17 protein-coding genes are annotated in these 20,309 nt (G+C 73.9%); 10 read left to right on the top strand and 7 right to left on the bottom strand.

The genetic code is table 11. The features are described 5' to 3' along the window. The first annotated feature begins 21 nt into the window (after positions 1 to 21). The gene (locus ACWCPN_RS29710; protein ID WP_451212229.1) at positions 22 to 981 is read left to right on the top strand and encodes an ABC transporter substrate-binding protein; all 960 of its coding nucleotides are present in this window, start codon (positions 22 to 24) and stop codon (positions 979 to 981) included. 10 nt (positions 982 to 991) lie between these two features. Here the strand turns inward: ACWCPN_RS29710 and ACWCPN_RS29705 are convergent, their stop codons facing one another. Beyond that, on the bottom strand, positions 992 to 1,423 hold the full coding sequence (locus ACWCPN_RS29705; protein ID WP_451212226.1) for a DUF6114 domain-containing protein: 432 nt from the start codon (positions 1,421 to 1,423) through the stop codon (positions 992 to 994). Beyond that, positions 1,420 to 2,100 carry a DUF6230 family protein gene (locus tag ACWCPN_RS29700; protein ID WP_451212223.1) on the bottom strand — a complete coding sequence of 227 codons (681 nt, stop codon included), beginning with the start codon at positions 2,098 to 2,100 and terminating at the stop codon, positions 1,420 to 1,422. The genes ACWCPN_RS29705 and ACWCPN_RS29700 overlap by 4 nt, the downstream gene beginning before the upstream one ends. 641 nt (positions 2,101 to 2,741) lie before the next feature. On the opposite strand from ACWCPN_RS29700, the gene ACWCPN_RS29695 reads away from it, so the two are divergent. Next, positions 2,742 to 3,395: a Tat pathway signal sequence domain protein gene (locus ACWCPN_RS29695; protein WP_451212220.1), complete on the top strand. Its 654-nt coding sequence runs from the start codon at positions 2,742 to 2,744 to the stop codon at positions 3,393 to 3,395. Positions 3,396 to 3,412: 17 nt separating this feature from the next. Here the strand turns inward: ACWCPN_RS29695 and ACWCPN_RS29690 are convergent, their stop codons facing one another. Next, entirely contained in the window at positions 3,413 to 4,351 is a 939-nt protein-coding gene (locus ACWCPN_RS29690; protein ID WP_451212217.1) for a lytic polysaccharide monooxygenase, read from the bottom strand. A gap of 399 nt (positions 4,352 to 4,750) precedes the next feature. Between ACWCPN_RS29690 and ACWCPN_RS29685 the strand changes: the two genes are divergently transcribed. Together ACWCPN_RS29685 and ACWCPN_RS29680 are read left to right on the top strand one after the other, a co-directional pair. Continuing rightward, a complete protein-coding gene (locus ACWCPN_RS29685; RefSeq protein ID WP_392293407.1) occupies positions 4,751 to 5,398 on the top strand; it encodes a ScbR family autoregulator-binding transcription factor in 648 nt (215 codons plus the stop codon). A gap of 22 nt (positions 5,399 to 5,420) precedes the next feature. Continuing rightward, the gene (locus ACWCPN_RS29680) at positions 5,421 to 6,620 is read left to right on the top strand and encodes a damage-control phosphatase ARMT1 family protein (RefSeq protein ID WP_451212214.1); all 1,200 of its coding nucleotides are present in this window, start codon (positions 5,421 to 5,423) and stop codon (positions 6,618 to 6,620) included. Here ACWCPN_RS29680 and ACWCPN_RS29675 read toward each other — a convergent pair. Beyond that, complete coding sequence (locus ACWCPN_RS29675) at positions 6,597 to 7,859, bottom strand: cytochrome P450 (protein ID WP_451212211.1); 1,263 nt, start codon at positions 7,857 to 7,859, stop codon at positions 6,597 to 6,599. The two genes, ACWCPN_RS29680 and ACWCPN_RS29675, sit on opposite strands and share 24 nt — an antisense overlap. 228 nt (positions 7,860 to 8,087) lie before the next feature. Between ACWCPN_RS29675 and cyc2 the strand changes: the two genes are divergently transcribed. From cyc2 to ACWCPN_RS29655, 4 genes are all read left to right on the top strand, one after another. Continuing rightward, a complete protein-coding gene (gene cyc2 / locus ACWCPN_RS29670) occupies positions 8,088 to 10,250 on the top strand; it encodes a germacradienol/geosmin synthase Cyc2 (RefSeq protein ID WP_451212208.1) in 2,163 nt (720 codons plus the stop codon). A gap of 180 nt (positions 10,251 to 10,430) precedes the next feature. Further along, positions 10,431 to 11,015 (top strand): PDZ domain-containing protein, encoded by a 585-nt coding sequence (locus ACWCPN_RS29665; RefSeq protein WP_451212205.1) that lies wholly within the window; start codon positions 10,431 to 10,433, stop codon positions 11,013 to 11,015. Positions 11,016 to 11,207: 192 nt separating this feature from the next. Beyond that, a complete protein-coding gene (locus ACWCPN_RS29660) occupies positions 11,208 to 12,335 on the top strand; it encodes an aminopeptidase P family protein (protein WP_451212202.1) in 1,128 nt (375 codons plus the stop codon). A 55-nt stretch (positions 12,336 to 12,390) separates the two neighbouring features. After that, positions 12,391 to 13,338, top strand: coding sequence for a phosphotransferase (locus ACWCPN_RS29655; RefSeq protein WP_451212199.1), 948 nt, complete (start codon positions 12,391 to 12,393; stop codon positions 13,336 to 13,338). Between the two features lie 33 nt (positions 13,339 to 13,371). Here the strand turns inward: ACWCPN_RS29655 and treZ are convergent, their stop codons facing one another. Next, positions 13,372 to 15,117 (bottom strand): malto-oligosyltrehalose trehalohydrolase, encoded by a 1,746-nt coding sequence (gene treZ / locus ACWCPN_RS29650; RefSeq protein WP_451212197.1) that lies wholly within the window; start codon positions 15,115 to 15,117, stop codon positions 13,372 to 13,374. Between the two features lie 176 nt (positions 15,118 to 15,293). Here treZ and ACWCPN_RS29645 point away from each other — a divergent pair, with 176 nt between their 5' ends. Together ACWCPN_RS29645 and ACWCPN_RS29640 are read left to right on the top strand one after the other, a co-directional pair. After that, a complete protein-coding gene (locus ACWCPN_RS29645) occupies positions 15,294 to 15,854 on the top strand; it encodes an FHA domain-containing protein (RefSeq protein ID WP_451212194.1) in 561 nt (186 codons plus the stop codon). An 88-nt stretch (positions 15,855 to 15,942) separates the two neighbouring features. Then, on the top strand, positions 15,943 to 16,356 hold the full coding sequence (locus ACWCPN_RS29640) for an SSI family serine proteinase inhibitor (RefSeq protein WP_451212191.1): 414 nt from the start codon (positions 15,943 to 15,945) through the stop codon (positions 16,354 to 16,356). Positions 16,357 to 16,489: 133 nt separating this feature from the next. Here the strand turns inward: ACWCPN_RS29640 and ACWCPN_RS29635 are convergent, their stop codons facing one another. Beyond that, positions 16,490 to 17,740, bottom strand: coding sequence for a M14 family zinc carboxypeptidase (locus ACWCPN_RS29635; RefSeq protein WP_451212188.1), 1,251 nt, complete (start codon positions 17,738 to 17,740; stop codon positions 16,490 to 16,492). 112 nt (positions 17,741 to 17,852) lie between these two features. Further along, the gene (gene treY / locus ACWCPN_RS29630) at positions 17,853 to 20,222 is read right to left on the bottom strand and encodes a malto-oligosyltrehalose synthase (protein ID WP_451212185.1); all 2,370 of its coding nucleotides are present in this window, start codon (positions 20,220 to 20,222) and stop codon (positions 17,853 to 17,855) included. Between the last annotated feature and the right edge of the window lie 87 nt (positions 20,223 to 20,309).

Raw genomic sequence — 20,309 nt, 5'->3', positions numbered from 1 at the left:
CCGGCTGGATTGGATCGTTGAGTGACTTCATCCAACCGCATCAGCAGGTCCATCCGGAGGAACCGAGGCGCGGCCGTCGCCGCCCTCGCGGCGGCGACGGCGCTGCTGGCGGGATGCAACTCCTCCGACGGCAAGGCCGACAACCCCCTCACGGACAGCAACGCGAGCGGCGACAGCGTCGTCGTCGGATCCAACAACTTCGCCGAGAGCATCCTGCTCGCGGACATCTACGGCGAAGCCCTCAAGGCCAAGGGAATCAAGGTCACTTACAAGCCGAACATCGGCAGCCGGGAGACCACCTACGGTCTGCTCAAGAACGGCTCCGTCACCGTCCTGCCCGAGTACAACGGCGCCCTGCTGGCCTACCTCGACCCGAAGGCCGCTCCGAAGACGCTGGAGGCGACCACTTCGGCCATCGAGGCGAAGCTGCACTCGAAGCTGACCCTGCTGAAGCCCTCGCCCGCCGAGGACAAGGACTCGATCACGGTCAACGCGGCCACCGCCAAGAAGTACGGCCTCAGCGAGAAGTCCTCGATCGCCGACCTGAAGGACGTGGCGAAGGACCTGGCCATCGGCGCCTCGCCGGAGTTCCAGACCCGCCGGCAGGGTCTGGTCGGCCTGAAGTCCGTCTACGGGCTCCAGTTCAAGTCCTTCAAGGCGCTGGACGCGGGCGGCCCGCTCACCCAGGCGGCGCTGAAGAAGAACGCCGTGCAGGCCGCGGACATCTTCACCACGGACCCGACCATCTCCAAGGAGAAGTTCGTCGTCCTGCAGGACCCCGAGAACCTCTTCGGCTTCGAGAACGTGCAGCCGCTCGTCCGCAAGGGTGAACTCTCCCAGAAGGGCGTCGACGCGCTCGACGCCGTCTCCGCCAAGCTGGACACGGCGACCCTGCTCGACCTGGACACCCAGGTGCAGTCGCAGAACAAGGACCCGCTGGACGTGGCCAAGGCCTGGCTGGACTCCGCCGGTCTCAGCTGACCCGCGGGACCTACGCCGTCCCCCCGGAGGCCCGCACCGGTTCTCCGGCGTCCTGAGCCGCCGCCCGCGCCCGAGTACGGCGCCGGCGGCGGCTCACCCGGGGCGGCTGGTCGGGCAGCCAGCCGAAGGTGAGGCAGCTCCCGACGGCGCCGAGCAGCAGGCCCACCAGGAAGCCGCCCAGGTTCGAGGTGAGCCAGCTCCCCAGGGACAGCAGGATCCCGGTGAGGGAGTAGAAGAGGCGCTGGCCCGGGCTGAAGAGGATCAGCAGACCGCAGATCGTCATCAGCACCGGCAGCAGATAGCCGGCCAGGCCCTGCATGCCGATGTGCAGGATCACCGGGAGCGGTGCCTTCATGGTCACCAGGATCTCGGCACCGCCGAGCACCAGCAGCAGACCGCCCGCGAACGGCCGGCGCCCCCTCCACTGCCGGAAGCGGTTCACCGGGGGCAGCCGTCGCCGTCGAACCGCATGTGCAGGTTCGGCAGCTTGAACACGGCGGCGGTGGCCGCGTAGTTGTGCTGGTACAGATCGGTGATGACGACCTTGTCGGCCTGCTGTCCGTAGACGCCCTTGGGGCCCTGGACGTCCGCCTTGTCGAAGGTGCTGGCGTCCCGGCCGATCTCGATGCCGTCGAACGTGGCGTTGCCCTTGATGTCGTCCGAGTCGATGGCCAGGTTCGACACGCCGACCGGCCTGGAGCCGCCGCCGGCGGTGAGCACGAGCTGGATGCCGCCGAGGTCGACGCTCTGGCAGAGGTTGGTCAGGGTGCCGTCCTTCACCACCGAGGTGACGACGAGTTCCTGGCCGCCCGTGTCCCCCTGGTTCGGGCTGTTCTCGATCATGTTGTCCAGCGCGCCGAACTGCTCGAACCCGGTGCCCTCGAGCTTGTCCGCGGTGACCACGAACGGCATGCCGGAGATGGCGAACTGGACGCCGAGCGCCCCCTGCGCGGTCAGGATCGCGAGGCCGGCGGCGACCAGCGTCGCCGGCACCGCCATCATCGCGGCCCGGCGCGCCCGGACCCGTCCCCGTCCGGGGGTGTCGGGCACTTCGGGGGAACCGCTTGCGGCGTTCTCGGGGGTGTCTTCGGCGGACGGGAAGTCCGGTGACGAGGCCATGTGTCTGCTCCCATGGGCATGGATCGATGCGGATCGGGCTCCAGTGGCGCGGTGTCCTGGCGCGGACGGGGCTGTCACGCGTACGCCTCCTCGCACTCCCGGCGGGGGCAAGGGCTTTCTCGTTACGCGTCAGTAGCCTTCTCGGAAGTTACCGCCGGTTACTTTGAAGGGTCAAGGGAGTTGTGAAAATAGGGTGTCGAGGATGCGGTTGTACGGCAACTCCTGTTGTACGACTTGACGTTGATGGTCCATCAGGTCTAAAACTCTGCCTGATCTCCTCTGGATCCGTGGCGCCGGATCCGCCGAGCGGCGTCGGCCGCGTTCCCGGCCTCTTCTGATCACCGCTCCGCCCGGCAGCACGCCTGCCCGGTACGCTCCACCGCTCTTCGCGCTCTCGCCCCGCCGTGCCCGGTCCGGCCGTCCGGCCCGCGCGGCAGGTTCCTTCCCGGCTCCGCGCCGGTTCACCGATCGGCCGCCGCTGCCGGTCCGTCACGTACGGAGAAGGCGTCACGGACCGGCAACGGCGGTGGACCGGAGAGGCGTCATGCCCCGGTACGCCGCAAGGCCTCATCCCTTCCGACGGCACCCCCGAACCCCCCACCTCACCCCACGACACCCCCACTTCGAAGAGAGGCACCCGCATGCGTACGCGCACCCTCCTCGCCCTGGCCGGAGCCGCCACCGCGCTCACCGTCGCCGCCGCCGTCCCGTCCTCAGCGGCCGGCAGCGCCGTCCTGACCACGGGCGGCACCGGTGGCACCGCCGCCGCGGTCGGCGACACCCTGACCGCGCCGCTGGCCGCCGGCACCTCCGCCACCCTCTACTCGAGCGCGACCGGTACCAGCGGCGTGAGCTGCAAGACCTCCCAGTTCACCGCCAAGGTCACCGGCAACCCGGCCGCCCCCGGCACGGCCACCGAGTCGGTCACCGGGCACACCTTCGACCCGAGCAGCTGCACCAGCAACGTCGCCGGCGTGCTCGGCGTCAGCAGCATCGTGATCGACAACCTGCCCTACACCGCCACGGTCACCTCGGCCGGTGTCCTCAGCGTCACCCCGCCCAGCGGCTCCACCATTCAGACCACGGTCAAACTGAGCACCCTGCTCGGCACGGTCACCTGTGTCTACCGGGCGCCGGGCCTGACCGGAACCGCCGCCAACGGCGACAGCAGCATCAGCTTCACCAACCAGCAGTTCACCAAGTTCTCCGGCTCGTCCCTGTGCTTCGCCAACGGCTACTTCACCGCCAAGTACGCCCCCGTCACCGACGCCGGCGCCCGGGTCTACGTCAACTGACCACCCGGGAACGGGGTTCAGCGCCGCCGTAGCCGCGGGACGAGGACCGCGCCCGCGACGAGCACCAGTACCGCGGCGGCACCGCCCGCCACCAACGGAGCCGAGGGGCCCGCGTCCGCGCGGGTCTCCTCGGCCACCGGCGTGCCGTCACCGGCGTCGACCGACGGGGTGCCGGGGGTCCCGGCGGGAGCCGAAGCCGGGGCCGAAGCGGAAGCCGGTGACGAGGAACGGGCGGCCGGTGTCCGCGCGGGCCGTGCGCTCGCCGGGGCGTCCTGGCCGCCGGCGGTCTCCGGGGCCTTCGCCGCCGCGCCGGCCTTCTCCGGGAACACCACGTCGGAGCACGAGTAGTAGGTGTCCGGGGTGCTGCTGTTCTGCCAGATCGTGTACAGCATCTGACGTCCCGTCCGGTCCTTCGGCAGGGTGGCCGCCAGGTGGTACGCCCCGTTCGTCAGCGGCGGGTCCTTGACCTCCGCGAAGGGGCGCGTGGGCAGATCGGACCAGGTCAGCGGCTTCTCCGGGTCGTAGCCAGGCCGGGTGAGGTACAGCCGGAACGTGCCGGTGTGCGCGATCGTCGAGGCGTACGTCATCGTCAGCCGCCCGCCCGGGCTCAGCCGGGTCGCCGGCCAGTCCGCCCTGGGCAGGTCGAGCCCCCGGTAGGCGGGCAGGTTCCCGCTGCACAGTCTGCCGTCGGGGATCACCTGCCGGTCCCGGCCGGCCACGCCGGCCACGCGCAGGTTGTCCCATGCGGTGAACGGCGCGCCGTTCGCGGACGTCGCGGCCCGGCAGGCCGCGGACCGGTTCGCGGAGCCGCCCTCGGGTGAGCAGGCGTACACCCGGCTGACCGGGTCCGTGGGGGCGCCGTGGGCCAGGGCGGGCCCCGCCATCCACGGCAGGAGCAGGAGCGGGAGAGCCGCCGCGGCAGCCGTGGCGCTCAGGCGGGCGGTCATCCGAGTCATCCGGGACGTCTCCTCGGCGGGCGCGGGAACGAGGTCTGCCGCATCCAGTACGGCAGGCGCGTTCCCGGCGTTCATCACAGACCGCGTCGGCTGTTTTCACATGCCTGCGTGCCCGACGCCCGGCCGGCGGGGCGCCCGCTCGGCGCCGTGCCGGCCGACGCTCATCCGCATGACGGTACTTGGCTTCCGGAAACCGTCGAAGTAGCGGAACAGGGGCTTCCCGCTGGTGGGCGTTTGCGGAACGCAAGTCGGGTCCGGAGCGCGCGCGGACGGGCCGAAACTGCCCTCGGGAAAGTTCCGCCCGGCCGACTCCCGTCGCCCCTGCGTGAGTTATCGTGTGCGTGAGGTCAAAACAAACCGCGTGTCCCGTTCGGTCGAGGCGCGAGGAGGGGGCATTCGATGGCCAGGCAGTTACGGGCGGAGCAGACACGGGCGACGATCATCACGGCCGCCGCCGACCTGTTCGACCGGCAGGGCTACGAGTGCACCAGCCTGAGCGACATCGTCGGCCACGCGAAGGTCACCAAGGGGGCGCTGTACTTCCACTTCGCCGCCAAGGAGGATCTCGCCCACGCGATCCTCGACCTCCAGTCCAGGGCCGCGCAGAAGGTCGTCGACGACGTCGAGCGCCGTGGCTACTCCTCGCTGGAGGCCCTGATGCGCGCCACGTTCGCCGTCGCCCGGCTCGCCGTCGAGGACCCGGTGCCGCGTGCCGGACTGCGTCTGGCCACCACGGACGTCCCGGTGCGGCCGCCGATGCGGCATCCGTTCACCGAGTGGCTGGAGTTCGCCGGCCGGAAGTTCACCGGTGCCGTCCGGGAGGCCGATGTGCACCCCGAGATGGACGTGGGCGTCGTCGCGCACTCCCTCGTCTGCTTCTTCATCGGCACCCGGGTCGCCGGCCGTTCCCTCGAACCGGTCGGACGGCTGCCCCGGCGAGTGGCCGAGATGTGGCACCTCATGATCCGGGGCGTGGTGCCGGTGCACCGGCGTCCGCGCTACCTCACCCTCGCCACGCAGCTCGAGCGGGAGATCAGAACCGGCTGACCAGCGCGGTACGGTGACGGGCATGCCAGACACCTCCGACGCGCCCGTGCTCCTCGGGAACGAACCCGGCTCGTTCCCGCACAGCGTGCTGGCCGAGCGGCACCCCGCGATCATCCGGCGGGTGCGGGACGCCTTCCCCTACGGTCCGGTGCAGCACCGGGCGCTGGACGAGCTGCTGGAGAGCTGTGTCTCCGGCGTGCTCGCACCGCTGCCCGAGGACGCGGGCGACCTGGCGCGGTGGCGTGCCTGGGGCCTGGACGACCACGTGGGCCGGTCCTGGTTCGACGTGCCGTGGCTGTGGTCCGAGAGCTACTTCTACCGCCTGCTGCTGGAGGCCGTCGGCTACTTCGGCCCCGGCGCCTGGCAGGGCGTCGATCCCTTCCGGCCCTTCAAGCGCGCCGAACTCGACTCCCCGGAGACCGGCGAGGAACTGGCCGCGCTCGACGCGCTCCGTGACCGGCCGGAACCGGACCGGGCCCGCGCCCTGCTGCACGGTTCGCTCTGGGGCAACCGTGCCGACCTGGGCTTCCGCCTCTCCGCCGGGGCCGGCGAGGACGCCGCGCCGGTGCCCGCCCTGGTCGCCGACGACAGCGAGACCCTGTGGTCGCTGCTGCCGCCCTCCGGCACCGGCACGCTGTGCCTGGTAGCCGACAACGCGGGCCGCGAACTCGTCCCCGACCTGCTGCTGATCGCCCACCTGCTCGGCGCGGGCCGCATCGGCAGGGCGGTGCTGCACGTCAAGCCGTACCCGTACTACGTCTCCGACGCCACCACCGCCGACGTGGTCGACGCCCTGCGGCGGCTCGTCGCGGCGCCCGGAGCGGCGGGGGAGTACGGGCGGCTGCTCTGGGCGGCCATGGCCGACGGGCGGGTCACGGTACGCGCCCACCCCTTCTCCGGTGGCCCGCTGCCGTACGCCGGCCTGCCGGACGAGCTGCGGGCCGAGTTCGCCCCGGCCGCCCTGACCGTCGTCAAGGGCGACCTCAACTACCGTCGTCTGGTGGGCGACCGGCGGTGGCCGCCGACCACGTCCTTCCAGGAGGTGACCGCCGGCTTCCCCGGCCCGGTCGCCGCCCTGCGCACCCTGAAGTCCGACGTGATCACCGGCCTCACCGCGGCCACCGAGGCCGCGCTGGTCGCGGCAGAGGGACAGCGCTGGCGCACCGCCGGCACCCACGCCCTCATCCAGGTGAACGCCTCAGGCAACGTACGCGGGCAGTGACTTGACGCCGTTGATGAAGTTGGACACCAGCCGCCGGGCCGGACCGGCCGGCCGCGGGCCGGGCAGGGCGCGCAGCACCTCCTCGTGCAGCAGCCGCAGTTGCAGCCGTGCGAAATGGGCGCCCAGGCAGACGTGCGGGCCGTCCCCGAAGGAGACGTGCGGGTTGGGCGCGCGGGTGAGGTCCAGCCGCCCGGGACCGGCGAAGACCCGCTCGTCCCGGTTGGCGGAGGCGTGGAACACCACGACCTTCTCACCCGCCCGGATCCGGCGGCCCGCCAGCTCGGTGTCGCGCGCCGCCGTCCGCCGGAACGTCAGCACGGGCGGATGCCAGCGCAGCAACTCCTCGACGGCCGGTCCGAGTCCGGCCTCCCCGGTGCGCAGCCTCCGGTAGGCGTCCGGGTGCTCCATCAGCGCCAGCAGCCCGCCGGGGGCCGCGCTGCGCACGGTGTCGTTGCCCGCGACGGTGAGCAGGAAGAAGAACATCTCCAGCTCGGCGCCGCCGAGTTCCCGGTCGTGGGCGAGGGCCGTCAGGATGTCGTCCGCCGGGAACCGCCGCTTGTGCGCGACCAGTTCCCGGGCGTACTCGAACATGTCCCGCAGTGCGGCCGGCGACCGCGGATTCACCGGCCTGCCCGATCCGTCCAGCGCCGGGGGAGCGGCCTCGTCCGGGTCCTGGTACCCGATCACCCGCTGCGTCCAGTGCAGCAGGAGCCCGCGGTCGCTCTCCGGAACACCCAGCAGGTCGGCCAGGTTGAGCAGGGCGTACTCGTCGGTGACGGCGGCCACCAGATCGACCGTGCCGTCGCCCGAGCGCGCCTCCCGCAGCGCCCGCGCGAGCAGGGCGCGCGCCCGCTCCCGCGCCACCGCCGCGAAGCGGTCGACGCGGCCCGGTGTGAACGCCCGGCTCACCCGTCGCCGCAGCCCGCCGTGGTCCGGCGGGTCCTGATTGAGCATCATCCGCCGGATGAACGGCAGGTCGTCCGGGTCGGGATCCCGGATCTGGGTGGCACCGAGGTGCGAGGAGTACGTCGCCGGGTCCTTGAGCACGCGCACCACGTCGGCGTGCCGGGACACCGCCCAGAAGCCGGGGCCGGCCGGCCAGCCCAGCACCTCCGCCTCCTCCTGCCAGGCCACCGGGTGGTGGTCGCGCAGGACGCGGTAGTCGGCGTGGGGCACCCCGGCGGCGTAGCGGCGCGGGTCGAAGACGTCGGGCACCGGCGGGGCCTCGCGCACGCTCACGCGGGCCCGCCCCCGTCCGCTCGCGGGAAGGTCGTCACGCTCCTACCGTGGCCCGCGCCGGGGCGCCCGGCAAGAGCGCGGACGTGCACCGCCGCGCGCACCGGGCGCGTGGGCCGCCAACGGCACCGGTGCTCGCGCCAGTTGTCCCGTTCCATGGCATTTCACGCGATGGTGTGATCATGCGCCGCCCCCCGGATGGCCCTGACGGGCGCCGGGTAGGGCCCCGCCATGACGCAGCCGTTCGAACTCCCGCACTTCTACATGCCGTATCCCGCGCGGCTCAACCCGCACCTCGACGAGGCACGGGCCCACTCGACGGCGTGGGCGCGCGAGATGGGCATGCTGGAGGGCTCCGGGATCTGGGAGCAGGCCGACCTGGAGGCGCACGACTACGGGCTCCTGTGCGCCTACACCCACCCCGACTGCGACGGACCCGCCCTCTCCCTGATCACCGACTGGTACGTGTGGGTGTTCTTCTTCGACGACCACTTCCTGGACATGTACAAGCGCACCCAGGACCGCGCCGCCGGAAAGGCCCACCTGGACCGACTGCCCCTGTTCATGCCGCTCGACCCCGCCACGCCCGTGCCGGAGCCGGAGAACCCGGTCGAGGCGGGCCTCGCCGACCTGTGGCGGCGCACCGTGCCGACGATGTCCGTCGACTGGCGGCGGCGCTTCTCCGTCGCCACGGAGCACCTGCTCAACGAGTCCCTGTGGGAACTGTCCAACATCAACGAGGGGCGGATCGCCAACCCGGTCGAGTACATCGAGATGCGCCGCAAGGTGGGCGGCGCCCCCTGGTCGGCGGGGCTGGTGGAGTACGCCACCGCCGAGGTGCCCGCCGCCGTCGCCGGCACCCGGCCGCTCAGGGTGCTCATGGAGACGTTCTCCGACGCGGTCCACCTGCGCAACGACCTCTTCTCCTACCAGCGCGAGGTGGAGGACGAGGGCGAGAACAGCAACGGCGTCCTCGTGCTGGAGCACTTCTTCGGCTGCACCACCCAGGAGGCCGCCGAGACCGTCAACGACGTCCTCACCTCACGTCTGCACCAGTTCGAGCACACCGCCCTCACCGAAGTGCCCGCCGTCGCCCTGGAGAAGGGACTCGCCCCCGGCGAGGTCGCCGCGGTGGCCGCCTACGCCAAGGGACTCCAGGACTGGCAGTCCGGCGGCCACGAATGGCACCTGCGCTCCAGCCGCTACATGAACGCGGGCGCCCGGTCCGCCTCCCCGTGGCAGGTGCCGAGCGGCCCCGGCACCTCGGCCGCCGATGTCGGCGCGCTGCTCGCCGCGGCCGCCGCGGAACGCCTGCGCGCCCACGCGCACGTGCCGTTCCAGAAGGTCGGCCCGTCCCGGCTGCCCGACTTCCACATGCCGTACGAGCTGGCGCTGAGCCCCCATCTGGACTCGGCCCGCCGCAACCTCGTCACCTGGTCGCACCGCACGGGCATCCTCGGCGAGGGCGTCTGGGACGAGGACAAGCTCGCCGCGTACGACCTCGCGCTCTGCTCCGCCGGCCTCGACCCGGACGCCACCCCCGAGGCCCTCGACCTCAGCGCCCAGTGGCTCGCCTGGGGCACGTACGGCGACGACTACTACCCCCTGGTGTACGGCCACCGCCGGGACCTGGCCGCCGCCCGGCTGACCACGGCCCGGCTCTCCGCCTGCATGCCGGTGGACGGCGAACCGGCCGTCGTCCCCGTGAGCGCCATGGAGCGCGGCCTGACCGACCTCTGGGCGCGTACGACCGCGGAGATGACACCCGGCCAGCGGCGCACCCTCAGGGCGGCCGTGGACACCATGACCGAGAGCTGGGTGTGGGAGCTGTCCAACCAGGCGCTGCACCGCGTCCCCGACCCGGTCGACTACCTGGAGATGCGGCGCTCGACCTTCGGCTCCGACCTCACCCTGAGCATGTGCCGCGTGGGCCACGGCCCGGCGATCCCGCCCGAGGTCTACCGCAGCGGACCGGTGCGCTCCCTGGAGAACGCCGCGATCGACTACGCCTGCCTCCTCAACGACATCTTCTCGTACCAGAAGGAGATCGAGTACGAGGGCGAGATCCACAACGCCGTGCTCGTCGTGCAGAACTTCTTCGGCGTGGACTACCCGGCCGCGCTCGGCGTCGTGCACGACCTGACGACCCAGCGGATGCGGCAGTTCGAGCACGTCGTCGCGCACGAACTGCCGGTCCTCTACGAGGACTTCCAGTTGTCCGGTGAGGCGCGCGCGGCGATGGACGGCTATGTCCTCGACCTGCAGAACTGGATGGCGGGCATCCTCCACTGGCACCGGGAGGTCGACCGCTACAAGGCCGAGTGGCTCGGCAGCCGCGCCCACGGCTTCCTGCCGGGCCGTGCCCCCGGTGTGCCGGTGCCGTCCCCGGGCTGACGGAGCGGGCCGACGCGGCGGGCGTGAGCCGTGGGCCACCGGGCCGGCGGCTCACGCGCCGGCCCGCGTCCGGACACCGGCCCCAGGCATACCCCGTGCCACCCTGCGGCCAGTCTCACTCGTTCGTGACTCGTCGCGGCCCGGCGCCCCGGGTAGGCACCCTCCGGAGGCGAGCGAACCATGGAACAGACAGCGTTGCGGCCCAAGCCGATGCCCGGCCGGGAGCGCCGGGAGGAAACCGCCGCGGAGCCCGGCCCCGGCCGCCCGCACGCCGCGGGCCGCCGCGGCCGGCGGCTGCGGACCCTGCTGCTCGGGCTGCTGAGCGCAACCGTCGTCCTGCTCTGCGGGGTGGGCATCGGCACGGTGGGCGCCACCGTGATCGGCTCGAGCCGGCCGGCCGGGCTGCGGCAGCAGGCCCCGCCGAGCGCCCACCCCGCCGGAACGGCCCCCCTGTCCACCGCCGCCACCGCCTTGCCGGGCCCCGCCGAACTCCGCGCCACCGGTGCGACGCTGGGGGTGGAGGCCGTGGACGCCCAGAAGGCGGGCGCGCTCGTGACCGGCGTCCACGTGCCCGGCCCCGGCTACACGGCCGGACTGGTCCGCGGCGACGTCCTGCTCCAGTTCGGCGCCGCCCGGGTGGACACCGCCGCCGACCTGGCCCGCGCCGTGGCGCAGGCCCGGCCCGGGGCCGCGGTGACCCTCACCGTCCGCCACGCCGGGGGCGGCTACCAGCAGCTGACCGTCGTACCGGGTGTCGTGACCTGAGCGGCGGCACGCCGCCCGGGCGGGGCGCCCGGAACCCGCGGATCTCAGGGTTCCGGGCCCCCTGACGGGCCCCGCGCCCGCGAACCGCCGCGCGCGCGACTCGGTCATCGGCTCGCGCAGCCCGGCCCGGCCGGGCAGGATGCTGCCCGGAACCGCTTCACCCCGCCACTCGACCGCGCTCGGAGGCCCCGGATGACCGGCAGCACGCCCGCGCCCTTCACCGCCGACGACTACAGGGCCCGCATGGAGCGCGCCGCGCGCTCCGCCGCCGAAGCCGGCCTCGCCGGACTGCTCGTGGCACCGGGTCCCGACATGGTCTGGCTGACCGGCTACACGCCCACCGCGGTCACCGAGCGGCTCACCGTGCTGGTGCTGGCCCCCGGACGCGACCCCGTGCTCGTGGTGCCCACCCTGGAGGCACCGGACGCCGAGCGGTCGCCCGCCGCTTCCGTGCTCACCCTGCGTGACTGGACCGACGCCAAGGACCCCTACGCCGTCACCGCCGGACTCCTGGCGGAGCGGGGGCGCCTCGGCATCAGCGACAACACCTGGGCGATGCACCTGCTGGGCCTCCAGCGCACCCTGCCCGGCACCTCCTACGCCGCCCTCACCGACGCCCTGCCCATGCTGCGCGGCGTCAAGGACGCCGCCGAACTGGAACTGCTGGCGGCCGCCGGAGCCGCCGCCGACCAGGCGTTCGAGGAGATCCGGAAGGTGCCCTTCGCCGGCCGCCGCGAGTCCGACATCGGCCGCGACCTCGCCGACCTGCTGCTGCGCTTCGGGCACTCCCAGGTCGACTTCACCATCGTCGGCTCGGGCCCCAACGGCGCCAACCCGCACCACGAGGTCGGCGACCGCGTCATCCGGCCCGGCGACATGGTGGTCCTGGACTTCGGCGGCCTCAAGGACGGCTACGGCTCGGACACCACGCGCACGGTGCACGTCGGCGAGCCGACCGAGGAGGAGCGCCGGGTCCACGACACCGTCCGCGCCGCGCAGGAGGCGGGCTTCCGGGCCGTGCGGCCGGGCGTCGCCTGTCAGGAGGTCGACCGCGCCGCCCGCGCGGTCATCACCGACGCCGGATACGGCGAGTACTTCATCCACCGCACCGGGCACGGCATCGGCGTCACCACGCACGAGCCGCCGTACATGATCGAGGGCGAGGAGCAGCCCCTGGTGCCCGGCATGTGCTTCTCGGTGGAGCCCGGCATCTATCTGCCGGGCCGGTTCGGCGTGCGGATCGAGGACATCGTCACGGTGACCGCGGACGGCGGACGCCGCCTCAACAACACCACCCGTGAGATGGTCGTGGTGGACTGAGGCGACCGGGACACACCCACTCTCGACGACGGATCGGAACGGCTGCGCGCGACCCATGACCCAGGCACCGACACCCACCGCGGACACCGTCCGCCGACTGGTCCGCTCGCTGCTCAAGGAGAGCACCGGCCGGAACGCCGGCCAGGCCGGGGGACCGGACGTCCGCCCGGTCGGCGAGGACCACGAGCACACCTGGTGGGTCGGCACCCGGCAGGTGCTGCGCCTCGCCCCCGACCGGGACGCCTCCGCGCGCCGCCGCCGGGAACTGCGGCTGCGCGACCTGGTCCGCCCGCACGTGCCCGTCACCGTCCCGGTCAGCGTCGCCCACGGCGACTGGGCGCCCGGACTCGCGTACACCCTCGACACGGTGGTGCCCGGCGGCACCGCCGACGAGCACGACGTCTCCGCCGTGGGCGAGGACGACCTCGCCGGGCTGCTCGGCGGGCTGCGCGCGGTGCCGGTACGGCAGGCCGAGGCGCTCGGGGTGCCGCGCACCGCCCCGCGCTCCCTGGACGCGCTGCGCCGCATGGCCGTGCAGGCGGCCGAACGGCTCGCCGCCGCCGACGAGTTCGACGCCACCCGACTGCATCTCACCCCGCCCGGCGCCGCCCAGCTCGCCGCGCAGCACGGCACCGCCGTCCTGACCCACCACGGTCTCATCGGGGAGCACGTGGTGGTCAGCGCCGACGGCCGGGTGCGCGGTGTCCTGGACTGGACCGAGGCGGCCCTCGGCGACCCCGCCGAGGACATCGCCGGGCTCGCCGTGGCCGTCGGCTCCCCGGCCGCCGTGCGGGCCGCCACCCTCGCCGGGTACGGCCCCCGCCCCTGCCTGCGCGGCCTGTGGCTCGCCCGCTGCGACACCGTGCTGCGGCTCGCCGGCCACCTGGAGGGCCGCGCCCCCGGCTCCCCGACGCTGCTGCGCAGCCGGCTGCGGCGCGCCTGGGAGCCGATCCTGCTGGAGCGGGTGACCGACTTCAAGGACGAGGACGACACCCCGCCGTAGCCACGGGCCCCGGCACGCCGGCGTGGCCGCGGCTCAGGGCTGGATCAGCACCACGCACGACTCCCCGGGCACCTGCAGCAGTCCGTCCGGGCCCGGCGCACGTACCGGGTCCCACGCGGCGAGGACCTCCACCCGGCCGGTGCCCAGCGGGATCGCGGCCGGCTCCTTGCCCAGGTTCACCGCCACCCGGACGTCCCCGCGCCGGAACGCCAGCCAGCGGGCCTCGGCGTCGTGGGCCACCTTCGTGTCGGCGAGGTCTGGATCGGTCAGGTCCGGCTGCTCCCGGCGCAGCGAGATCAGCCGCCGGTACCAGGCCAGCACGCGCGCGTGCGGCTCGCGCTCCCGCTCCGACCAGTCGAGGCAGGACCGGTCCCGGGTCGCCGGGTCCTGCGGATCCGGTACGTCCTCCTCGGCCCAGCCGTGCTGCGCGAACTCCCGTCGCCTGCCCCGCCGTACGGCCTCGGCCAGTTCCGGGTCCGTGTGGTCGGTGAAGAACTGCCAGGGGGTGCCCGCCGCCCACTCCTCGCCCATGAACAGCATCGGCGTGAACGGCGCGGTCAGCGTGAGCGTCGCCGCGCAGGCCAGCAGACCGGGGGAGAGCCGCGCGGAGAGCCGGTCCCCCTGCGCCCGGTTGCCGATCTGGTCATGGGTCTGGCTGTAGCCCAGCAGCCGGTGCCCGGCCACCCGGGCCCGGTCCAGCGGCCGGCCGTGGGCGCGGCCGCGGAAGCTCGAGTACGTCCCGTCGTGGAACCAGCCCCCGGTGAGCGTCTTGGCGAGCGCGTCGAAGGGGTCCCGCGCGAAGTCGGCGTAGTACGCCTGGGACTCGCCGGTCAGCGCGGTGTGCACGGCGTGGTGGAAGTCGTCGTTCCACTGGGCGTGCAGCCCGAGGCCGTTCTCCGCGCGCGGCGTGATGAACCGCGGGTTGTTCAGGTCCGACTCGGCGATCAGCGACAGCGGGCGGCCCAGTTCGCCCGCGAGGCCGTCGACGGCGGCGGACAGCTCCTCCAGGAAGTGGCACGCGCGCGTGTCGTACAGCGCGTGCACGGCGTCCAGCCGCAGCCCGTCGAGCCGGTAGTCCCGCAGCCACGCCAGCGCGCTGCCCACCAGGAACGCGCGTACCTCGTCCGAGCCGGGCGCGTCCAGGTTCACCGCCGAACCCCACGGCGTGTGGTGCGTGTCGGTGAAGTACGGCCCGAACTCCGGCAGGTAATTGCCCGACGGGCCCAGGTGGTTGTGCACCACGTCCAGGATCACGGCCAGACCGAGTTCGTGTGCCCGGTCCACGAACCGCTTCAGCGCCTCGGGGCCGCCGTACGGCTCGTGCACCGCCCACAGCGACACCCCCTCGTACCCCCAGCCGTGCCGTCCGGGGAACGGGCACAGCGGCATCAACTCCACATGGCTGATGCCGAGTTCCACCAGGTGCTCCAGCCGGGCCGCGGCCGCGTCCAGGGTGCCCTCGGGGGTGAACGTGCCCACGTGCAGCTCGTAGAGCACCGCCCCCGGCAGCCCGCGGCCCGCCCACGCGGCCCGCCACGCGTAGCGTCCGTGGTCGACGACCGCGCTCAGGCCGTCCGGGCCGTCCGGCTGCCGGCGCGAGCGCGGGTCGGGCCGCACGGGACCGTCGTCCAGCGCGAACCCGTACCGCGAGCCGTCCCGCGCCGTGGCCTCCCCCCGCCACCAGCCGGCCCGCCGCGGATCGGGTTCCAACGCGCCTGTCGCGCCGTCGCAATGGAGCGTCACACGGTCTGCCCGCGGTGCCCACACCTCGAACTGCACGGACGGTCCCCCTTCGTCTGCTCACCGTGATGGAGTCACCTCCATCGTGCCGCGAAAGCGATCAATCCGCTTTCGAATCCGGGCTTTCCCGGCGGGTGTCGCGCCGGTTCGCCGGTGTCGGCACCGTTTTCCCCGATTCTGGACACCGGGGGTTCACACCCCTGACAATCACCAGCGTGACGTCGTCCTTCGAGTTCCCCCTGCACCCCGCGCGGCTGTCCGACGCGGAGCGCGACAAGGCGCTGCGGGCGCTGCGGGAGGGCGTCGCCATGGGACGGCTGTCGCACGACACCTTCGTGCACCGCATGGAACTGGCCCTCGCCGCCCACGGCGCGGACGAACTCGCCGCCCTCACCGCCGACCTGCGCCGCGAGAACCGCTTCTCGCGCGCGGTGTTCGGCACCGTCGAGGCCGTCTCCGGCTTCACCGTGCGGCTGCGCCGGGCCTGGCAGGCCGAGCGGCTGCCCAAGCTGCTCCTGCCGCACCCGGAGGGCGGACACCCGCTGCGCATCGGCCGCGATCCCGCCAACGGGCTGCGCCTCAACCACGACACGGTCTCCCGGGTGCACGCCGAACTGCGGCGCCAGGGCGGCATGTGGATCCTCAGGGACCTCGGTTCCACCAACGGCACCACCGTCAACGGCCGCCGGGTGACCGGCGCCGTCGTGGTCCGCGAGGGCGACCAGGTCGCCTTCGGCCGCACCGCCTTCCGGCTGGCGGCGCACCGCGACACCTGACCGGACCGGCGCACGGCCGTCCGCCCGCGCGGTTCCGTTCGGGTGAGTGGGGGTGGGGAGCGCGGGCCGCCGTGCCGATGCAAGGGGCATGACGTACTTCACCCGAGCGACCGCGGCCGCCGGCGCCGTGCTGGCCGCCGCCGGCCTCCTCGTCGCGGGGCCGGCCCAGGCCGCGCCCCGCGCCACATCGTCCGGCGACTGGCTCTTCCTCACCGTCACCCGCGGCGAGAGCCCGTCCCTCGACTCCCACGGCACCCTGCTGCTGTGCGACCCGCCGCAGGGGCAACCGCACGCGGCCGACGCCTGCGCCGCGCTCACCCGGGCCGGCGGGGACGTCGCGCGCATCCCGCAGAAGGACGTGTTCTGCCCGATGATCTACGCCCCCGTGACCGCCCGGGCGCACGGGGAGTGGAAGGGGCGGCCGGTCGAGTTCCAGGAGACGTACGCCAGCAACTGCGTCATGGACGCCCGCACGGGTTCGGTCTTCGCCCTGGACGACTGACCCGCACGGGACCTGCCGGGCGGGCAGGACGGCGGACAGGGCGCTACGGACCCGGGCGGACGCGGTCCGCCCCGTGGACCGCCGGGGCGCGGGGCGGCGCGGACGCCGCACTCCGCCCCGCCCCGGCGACGCCTCACTCAGCCGGCTCCCGGGCCTGCTGGGCCGCCACCAGCACCGTCCGGGCCTGGTGCTCCACCTGGTCCTCCAGAGGCACCCAGCGGGCCCGGAAGCGCGCCGCGTAGGCCTCGCACCAGAAGGCGACGAGCCGCTCCAGACCGGGGGCCGCCCGGTCGTCCGTCTCCCGCAGCACCCGAAGCAGCATCGCCGCGGCCCGCAGCGGCAGCCGCCGCCCGAAGGCGTCCACACTGCCGACGTAGGCCATCGTCGTCGCGGCCGGCGGGGTCTGGACCCAGTCCCGGGCCAGCCCCGGCATCAGATCGAGGACCCAGCGGGCGGCCCGCAGCAGCGGCCCGTCCGTGTCCCCCAGCCGGGGCAGCGCGTCGTCGAACACCCGCTCGACCTCCAGCGCGTCCCGCAGCAGCCGCGCCGCCAGCCGCCGTATCGCGGCCGCCGGCGCCGGGTGCGGAGCCGGGTCGCCGACCAGGTCGCTGGCCCACATCGGGACCTCCACCACCGCCGTCAGACCGCCGTAGCGGTGCGCGTGGTACCAGGTGCTGCGCCGGGCGTCGTCCGGCAGGCTCGGGTAGGCGACGCCGCTCTCGGGGCCGGGCATCACATGCACCCCGGGCCCCGAGGCAGGCCAGCCCGCCGCGTCCGAGGCGCCCGTCTCCACCGGTATGTGCAGCTCGGCCGCCGACTTGGCGAACGGCTCGGCGAGGCCCGGCACGTCCTTCGTCAACTGCACCCAGCTGCCGCCCAGATCGGTGCCGTGCAGCGTCACCTGGAGGTACGGGCGCACCTCGTCGATCACCCCGGTCAGGGCCCGTGTCTCGGGCGGCAGCCGGTCGGGCGGCAGCACGGCGGGCGACCACTCGGGCTGCTCCGCGCCCGTGGGCCGGTAGAACCCCCGGTGGTAGTCGAGCAGGCTGCGCGGCGCCGGGGTCACGTGCAGGCTCGCGCCGTCCGGATCCGCGCACAGCAGGAAGTGCCAGGAGATGTCCGTCCTCAACTCGCGTGCGGACAGCACCCGTTCGGCCAGCTCCCGCAGAGTGCAGCCGCCCGTCGGCTCGTTGGCGTGGGCACCCGCCACCACCAGCACCGCCCGGCGGGCGTGCCCCACCGACAGCAGGTGCAGCGGCCGGCCGGCCCGCGAGGCGCCCACCTGCCTGAGCGCGCACAGCCGGGGCTCCGTGGCGGCCAGCGCCCGGGCGGAGGCGACCAATTGGGGAACGCTGGGATAGCGCAGCTCCGGCAGGAGACTCACCCCCGACTTGTCCAACCGGCTTCGCCCTCCCAGTGCCGCACGGCGTGGGTGAACTGTCAAGGACAGCGGGGGGAGCCTCGCGGGGGCGCCCGGGCGCATTCACCGACCCGCCTCAGTCCTCGCCGGTCCGCTCCAGCAGGGCCACGGGGAACGCGCCGAAGAGGTCCGCCGCACGCGCGTGTCCGGTGAACTCCCGTCCCGGGCCGAGCACGTCGGCCCACCGCCCGGGCGGCAGCTCCAGGCGGGTCTCCCGCCAGCCGCCCGAGTCCGCCAGCCGCAGCGACAGCCGGGTCACCGCCGTGACCACCTCACCCGAACGAGTGAACGCCAGGCAGTGCTCCGCGGCCGGCCCGTCCGCCGCCAGCGGGGCGTACGTCGCGCTCGTGCCGAACGCGCCGGGGCGGCGGGCGCGCAGCCGCAGGGCCGCCGCCGTCAGCGCGTCCTTCTCGCCGGGAACCGGGGGCGGGAACGGAACCGGCCGCCGGTTGTCCGGGTCGACCAGCGCCCGGTACTCGCTCTCCGTGCCCTGGTACAGGTCCGGCACCCCCGGCATCGTGAGCTGGACCAGCGCGGTGCCCAGGACGTTCGCCCGGATGTGCGGCTCCAGCGCCTTGCGCAGGGCGGCCACCCGCTCGCCGGGCGGCCCGCACGGTCCCGCCGTGAGGAACGCGGCCACCGCCTCCTCGTACGACGGCTCCTGCTCGGTCCAGCTCGTGTACATCCCCGCCTCGCGGACGTGCTTGAGCAGCGCCTCCCGGATCCGCTCCTCGTCCGCGGGGCCGAGCCCGAACACCGTCTGCCAGGCCGCCCAGGCGAGCTGCCCGTCGGGGGCGCCCGCCTCGCCCCGGGAGACCTCGGCGAGCACCTTCGCCCAGCTGTCCGGGCACTCGGTGAGCACGGCCAGCGCGGCCCGCACGTCCGCGCTGCGCTTGGTGTCATGGGTGGTGACGACCGTGCCGGTGGCCGGCCAGTCGCGCTGCACGCGCGCGCAGTACGCGTGGAAGTCCTCCGGGGACACCCCGGGCGAGCCCGGATCGCCGCCCACCTCGGCCGCCGGGAGCAGCGGCACGTAGCGGTAGAACGCGGTGTCCTCCACGGCCTTGGCGCGCAGCGCCGACGCGGTCTGCGCGAACCGGGTGCGGAACTCCAGCCGGTCGGCGGCGTCCGGGGCCGAGGGATCGCCCGGGTCCCCGACGAGCAGCCGCCGCACGACGCCCACCGCGTCCGCCTCCTCGGGCACCACGAAGGCCAGCCGGGCCTCCTCGGCGGCCTGCTCGGTGATGACGGCCGAGGCGTCCTGGGAGGCGTAGGGCCGGTAGACCCGCATCCGCACCAGCAGCTCCTCCACGGCCGTGCGCAGCGCCCACGGCGCCCGGTCGCGCAGCGACAGGTCCGGTGAGCCGGCGCACAGCCGGGCCGCCACCCGGGTGAGCCGGTCGGTCTCGGTGGCCAGTTCGTGCGTGAGCACCTTGTAGGCGGCCCGCCGGACGGTGGCGTCCCAGTTGCCGCCCCGGTCCGTCTGCGGGGCCGCGAACGCCCGGTAGCGGCCGAGCAGCTCGTAGGCCCCGGTGCGGTCCGTGAACAGCCCGTCGACGTGGCGCAGGGCGTCGTAGCCCGTGGTGCCCGCCACCGGCCAGGAGGCGGGCAGGGACTCGCCGTCGGCGAGGATCTTCTCCACCACGGTCCAGCGCCCGCCGGTGGCCTCGTGCAGGCGCCGCAGATAGCCGTCGGGGTCCGCGAGCCCGTCGGGGTGGTCGATCCGCAGCCCGTCGACCACGCCCTCGTGGAGCAGCTGGAGGATCTTGCCGTGGGTGGCGTCGAACACCTCCGGGTCCTCCACACGCACCCCGATCAGCTCGGAGATGCTGAAGAAGCGCCGGTAGTTCAGCTCGGTACGGGCCAGCCGCCACCACACCGGGCGGTACCACTGCGCGTCCAGCAGCCGGGGCAGCGGGAGGCCGGCGGTGCCCTCGCGGACCGGGAAGGCGTGGTCGTGGTAGCGCAGCACGTCCCCGTCGACCACCAGCTCGTCCAGCACGGAGCCGGCCGGCCCGCCGAGCACCGGCAGCAGCACCCGGCCGCCCTGCGCCGCCCAGTCGATGTCGAACCAGCGCGCGTACGGCGACTCGGGCCCCTCGCGCAGCACCTCCCACAGGGCCCGGTTGTGCCGGGGCGCCATGGCCATGTGGTTCGGCACGATGTCCACCACCAGGCCCAGGCCGTGCTCGCGCGCGGTCCGCGCCAGCGCGCGCAGCCCGTCCTCGCCGCCCAGTTCCTCGCGCACGCGCGTGTGGTCCACGACGTCGTAGCCGTGCGTGGATCCCGGGACGGACTCCAGGACGGGGGACAGGTGCAGATGCGAGACGCCCAGCGACGCCAGGTACGGGACCGCCGCCGCGGCGGCGGCGAACGGGAACGAGGGCTGCAGTTGCAGCCGGTAGGTGGCGGTGGGCGCCTCGGGTCCGGGTCGCGCAGCAGTCATGGAACCCTACGTACCCAGCGCGCCGGATTTCGTGTCATCCCCGACGCACGCGGGGGGCGTACGCCGGAGTGCGCACGCCCCCTCGCG

This window comes from Streptomyces sp. NPDC002386 (assembly GCF_053593175.1).
This window is presented reverse-complemented; position numbering and strand designations above follow the sequence as displayed.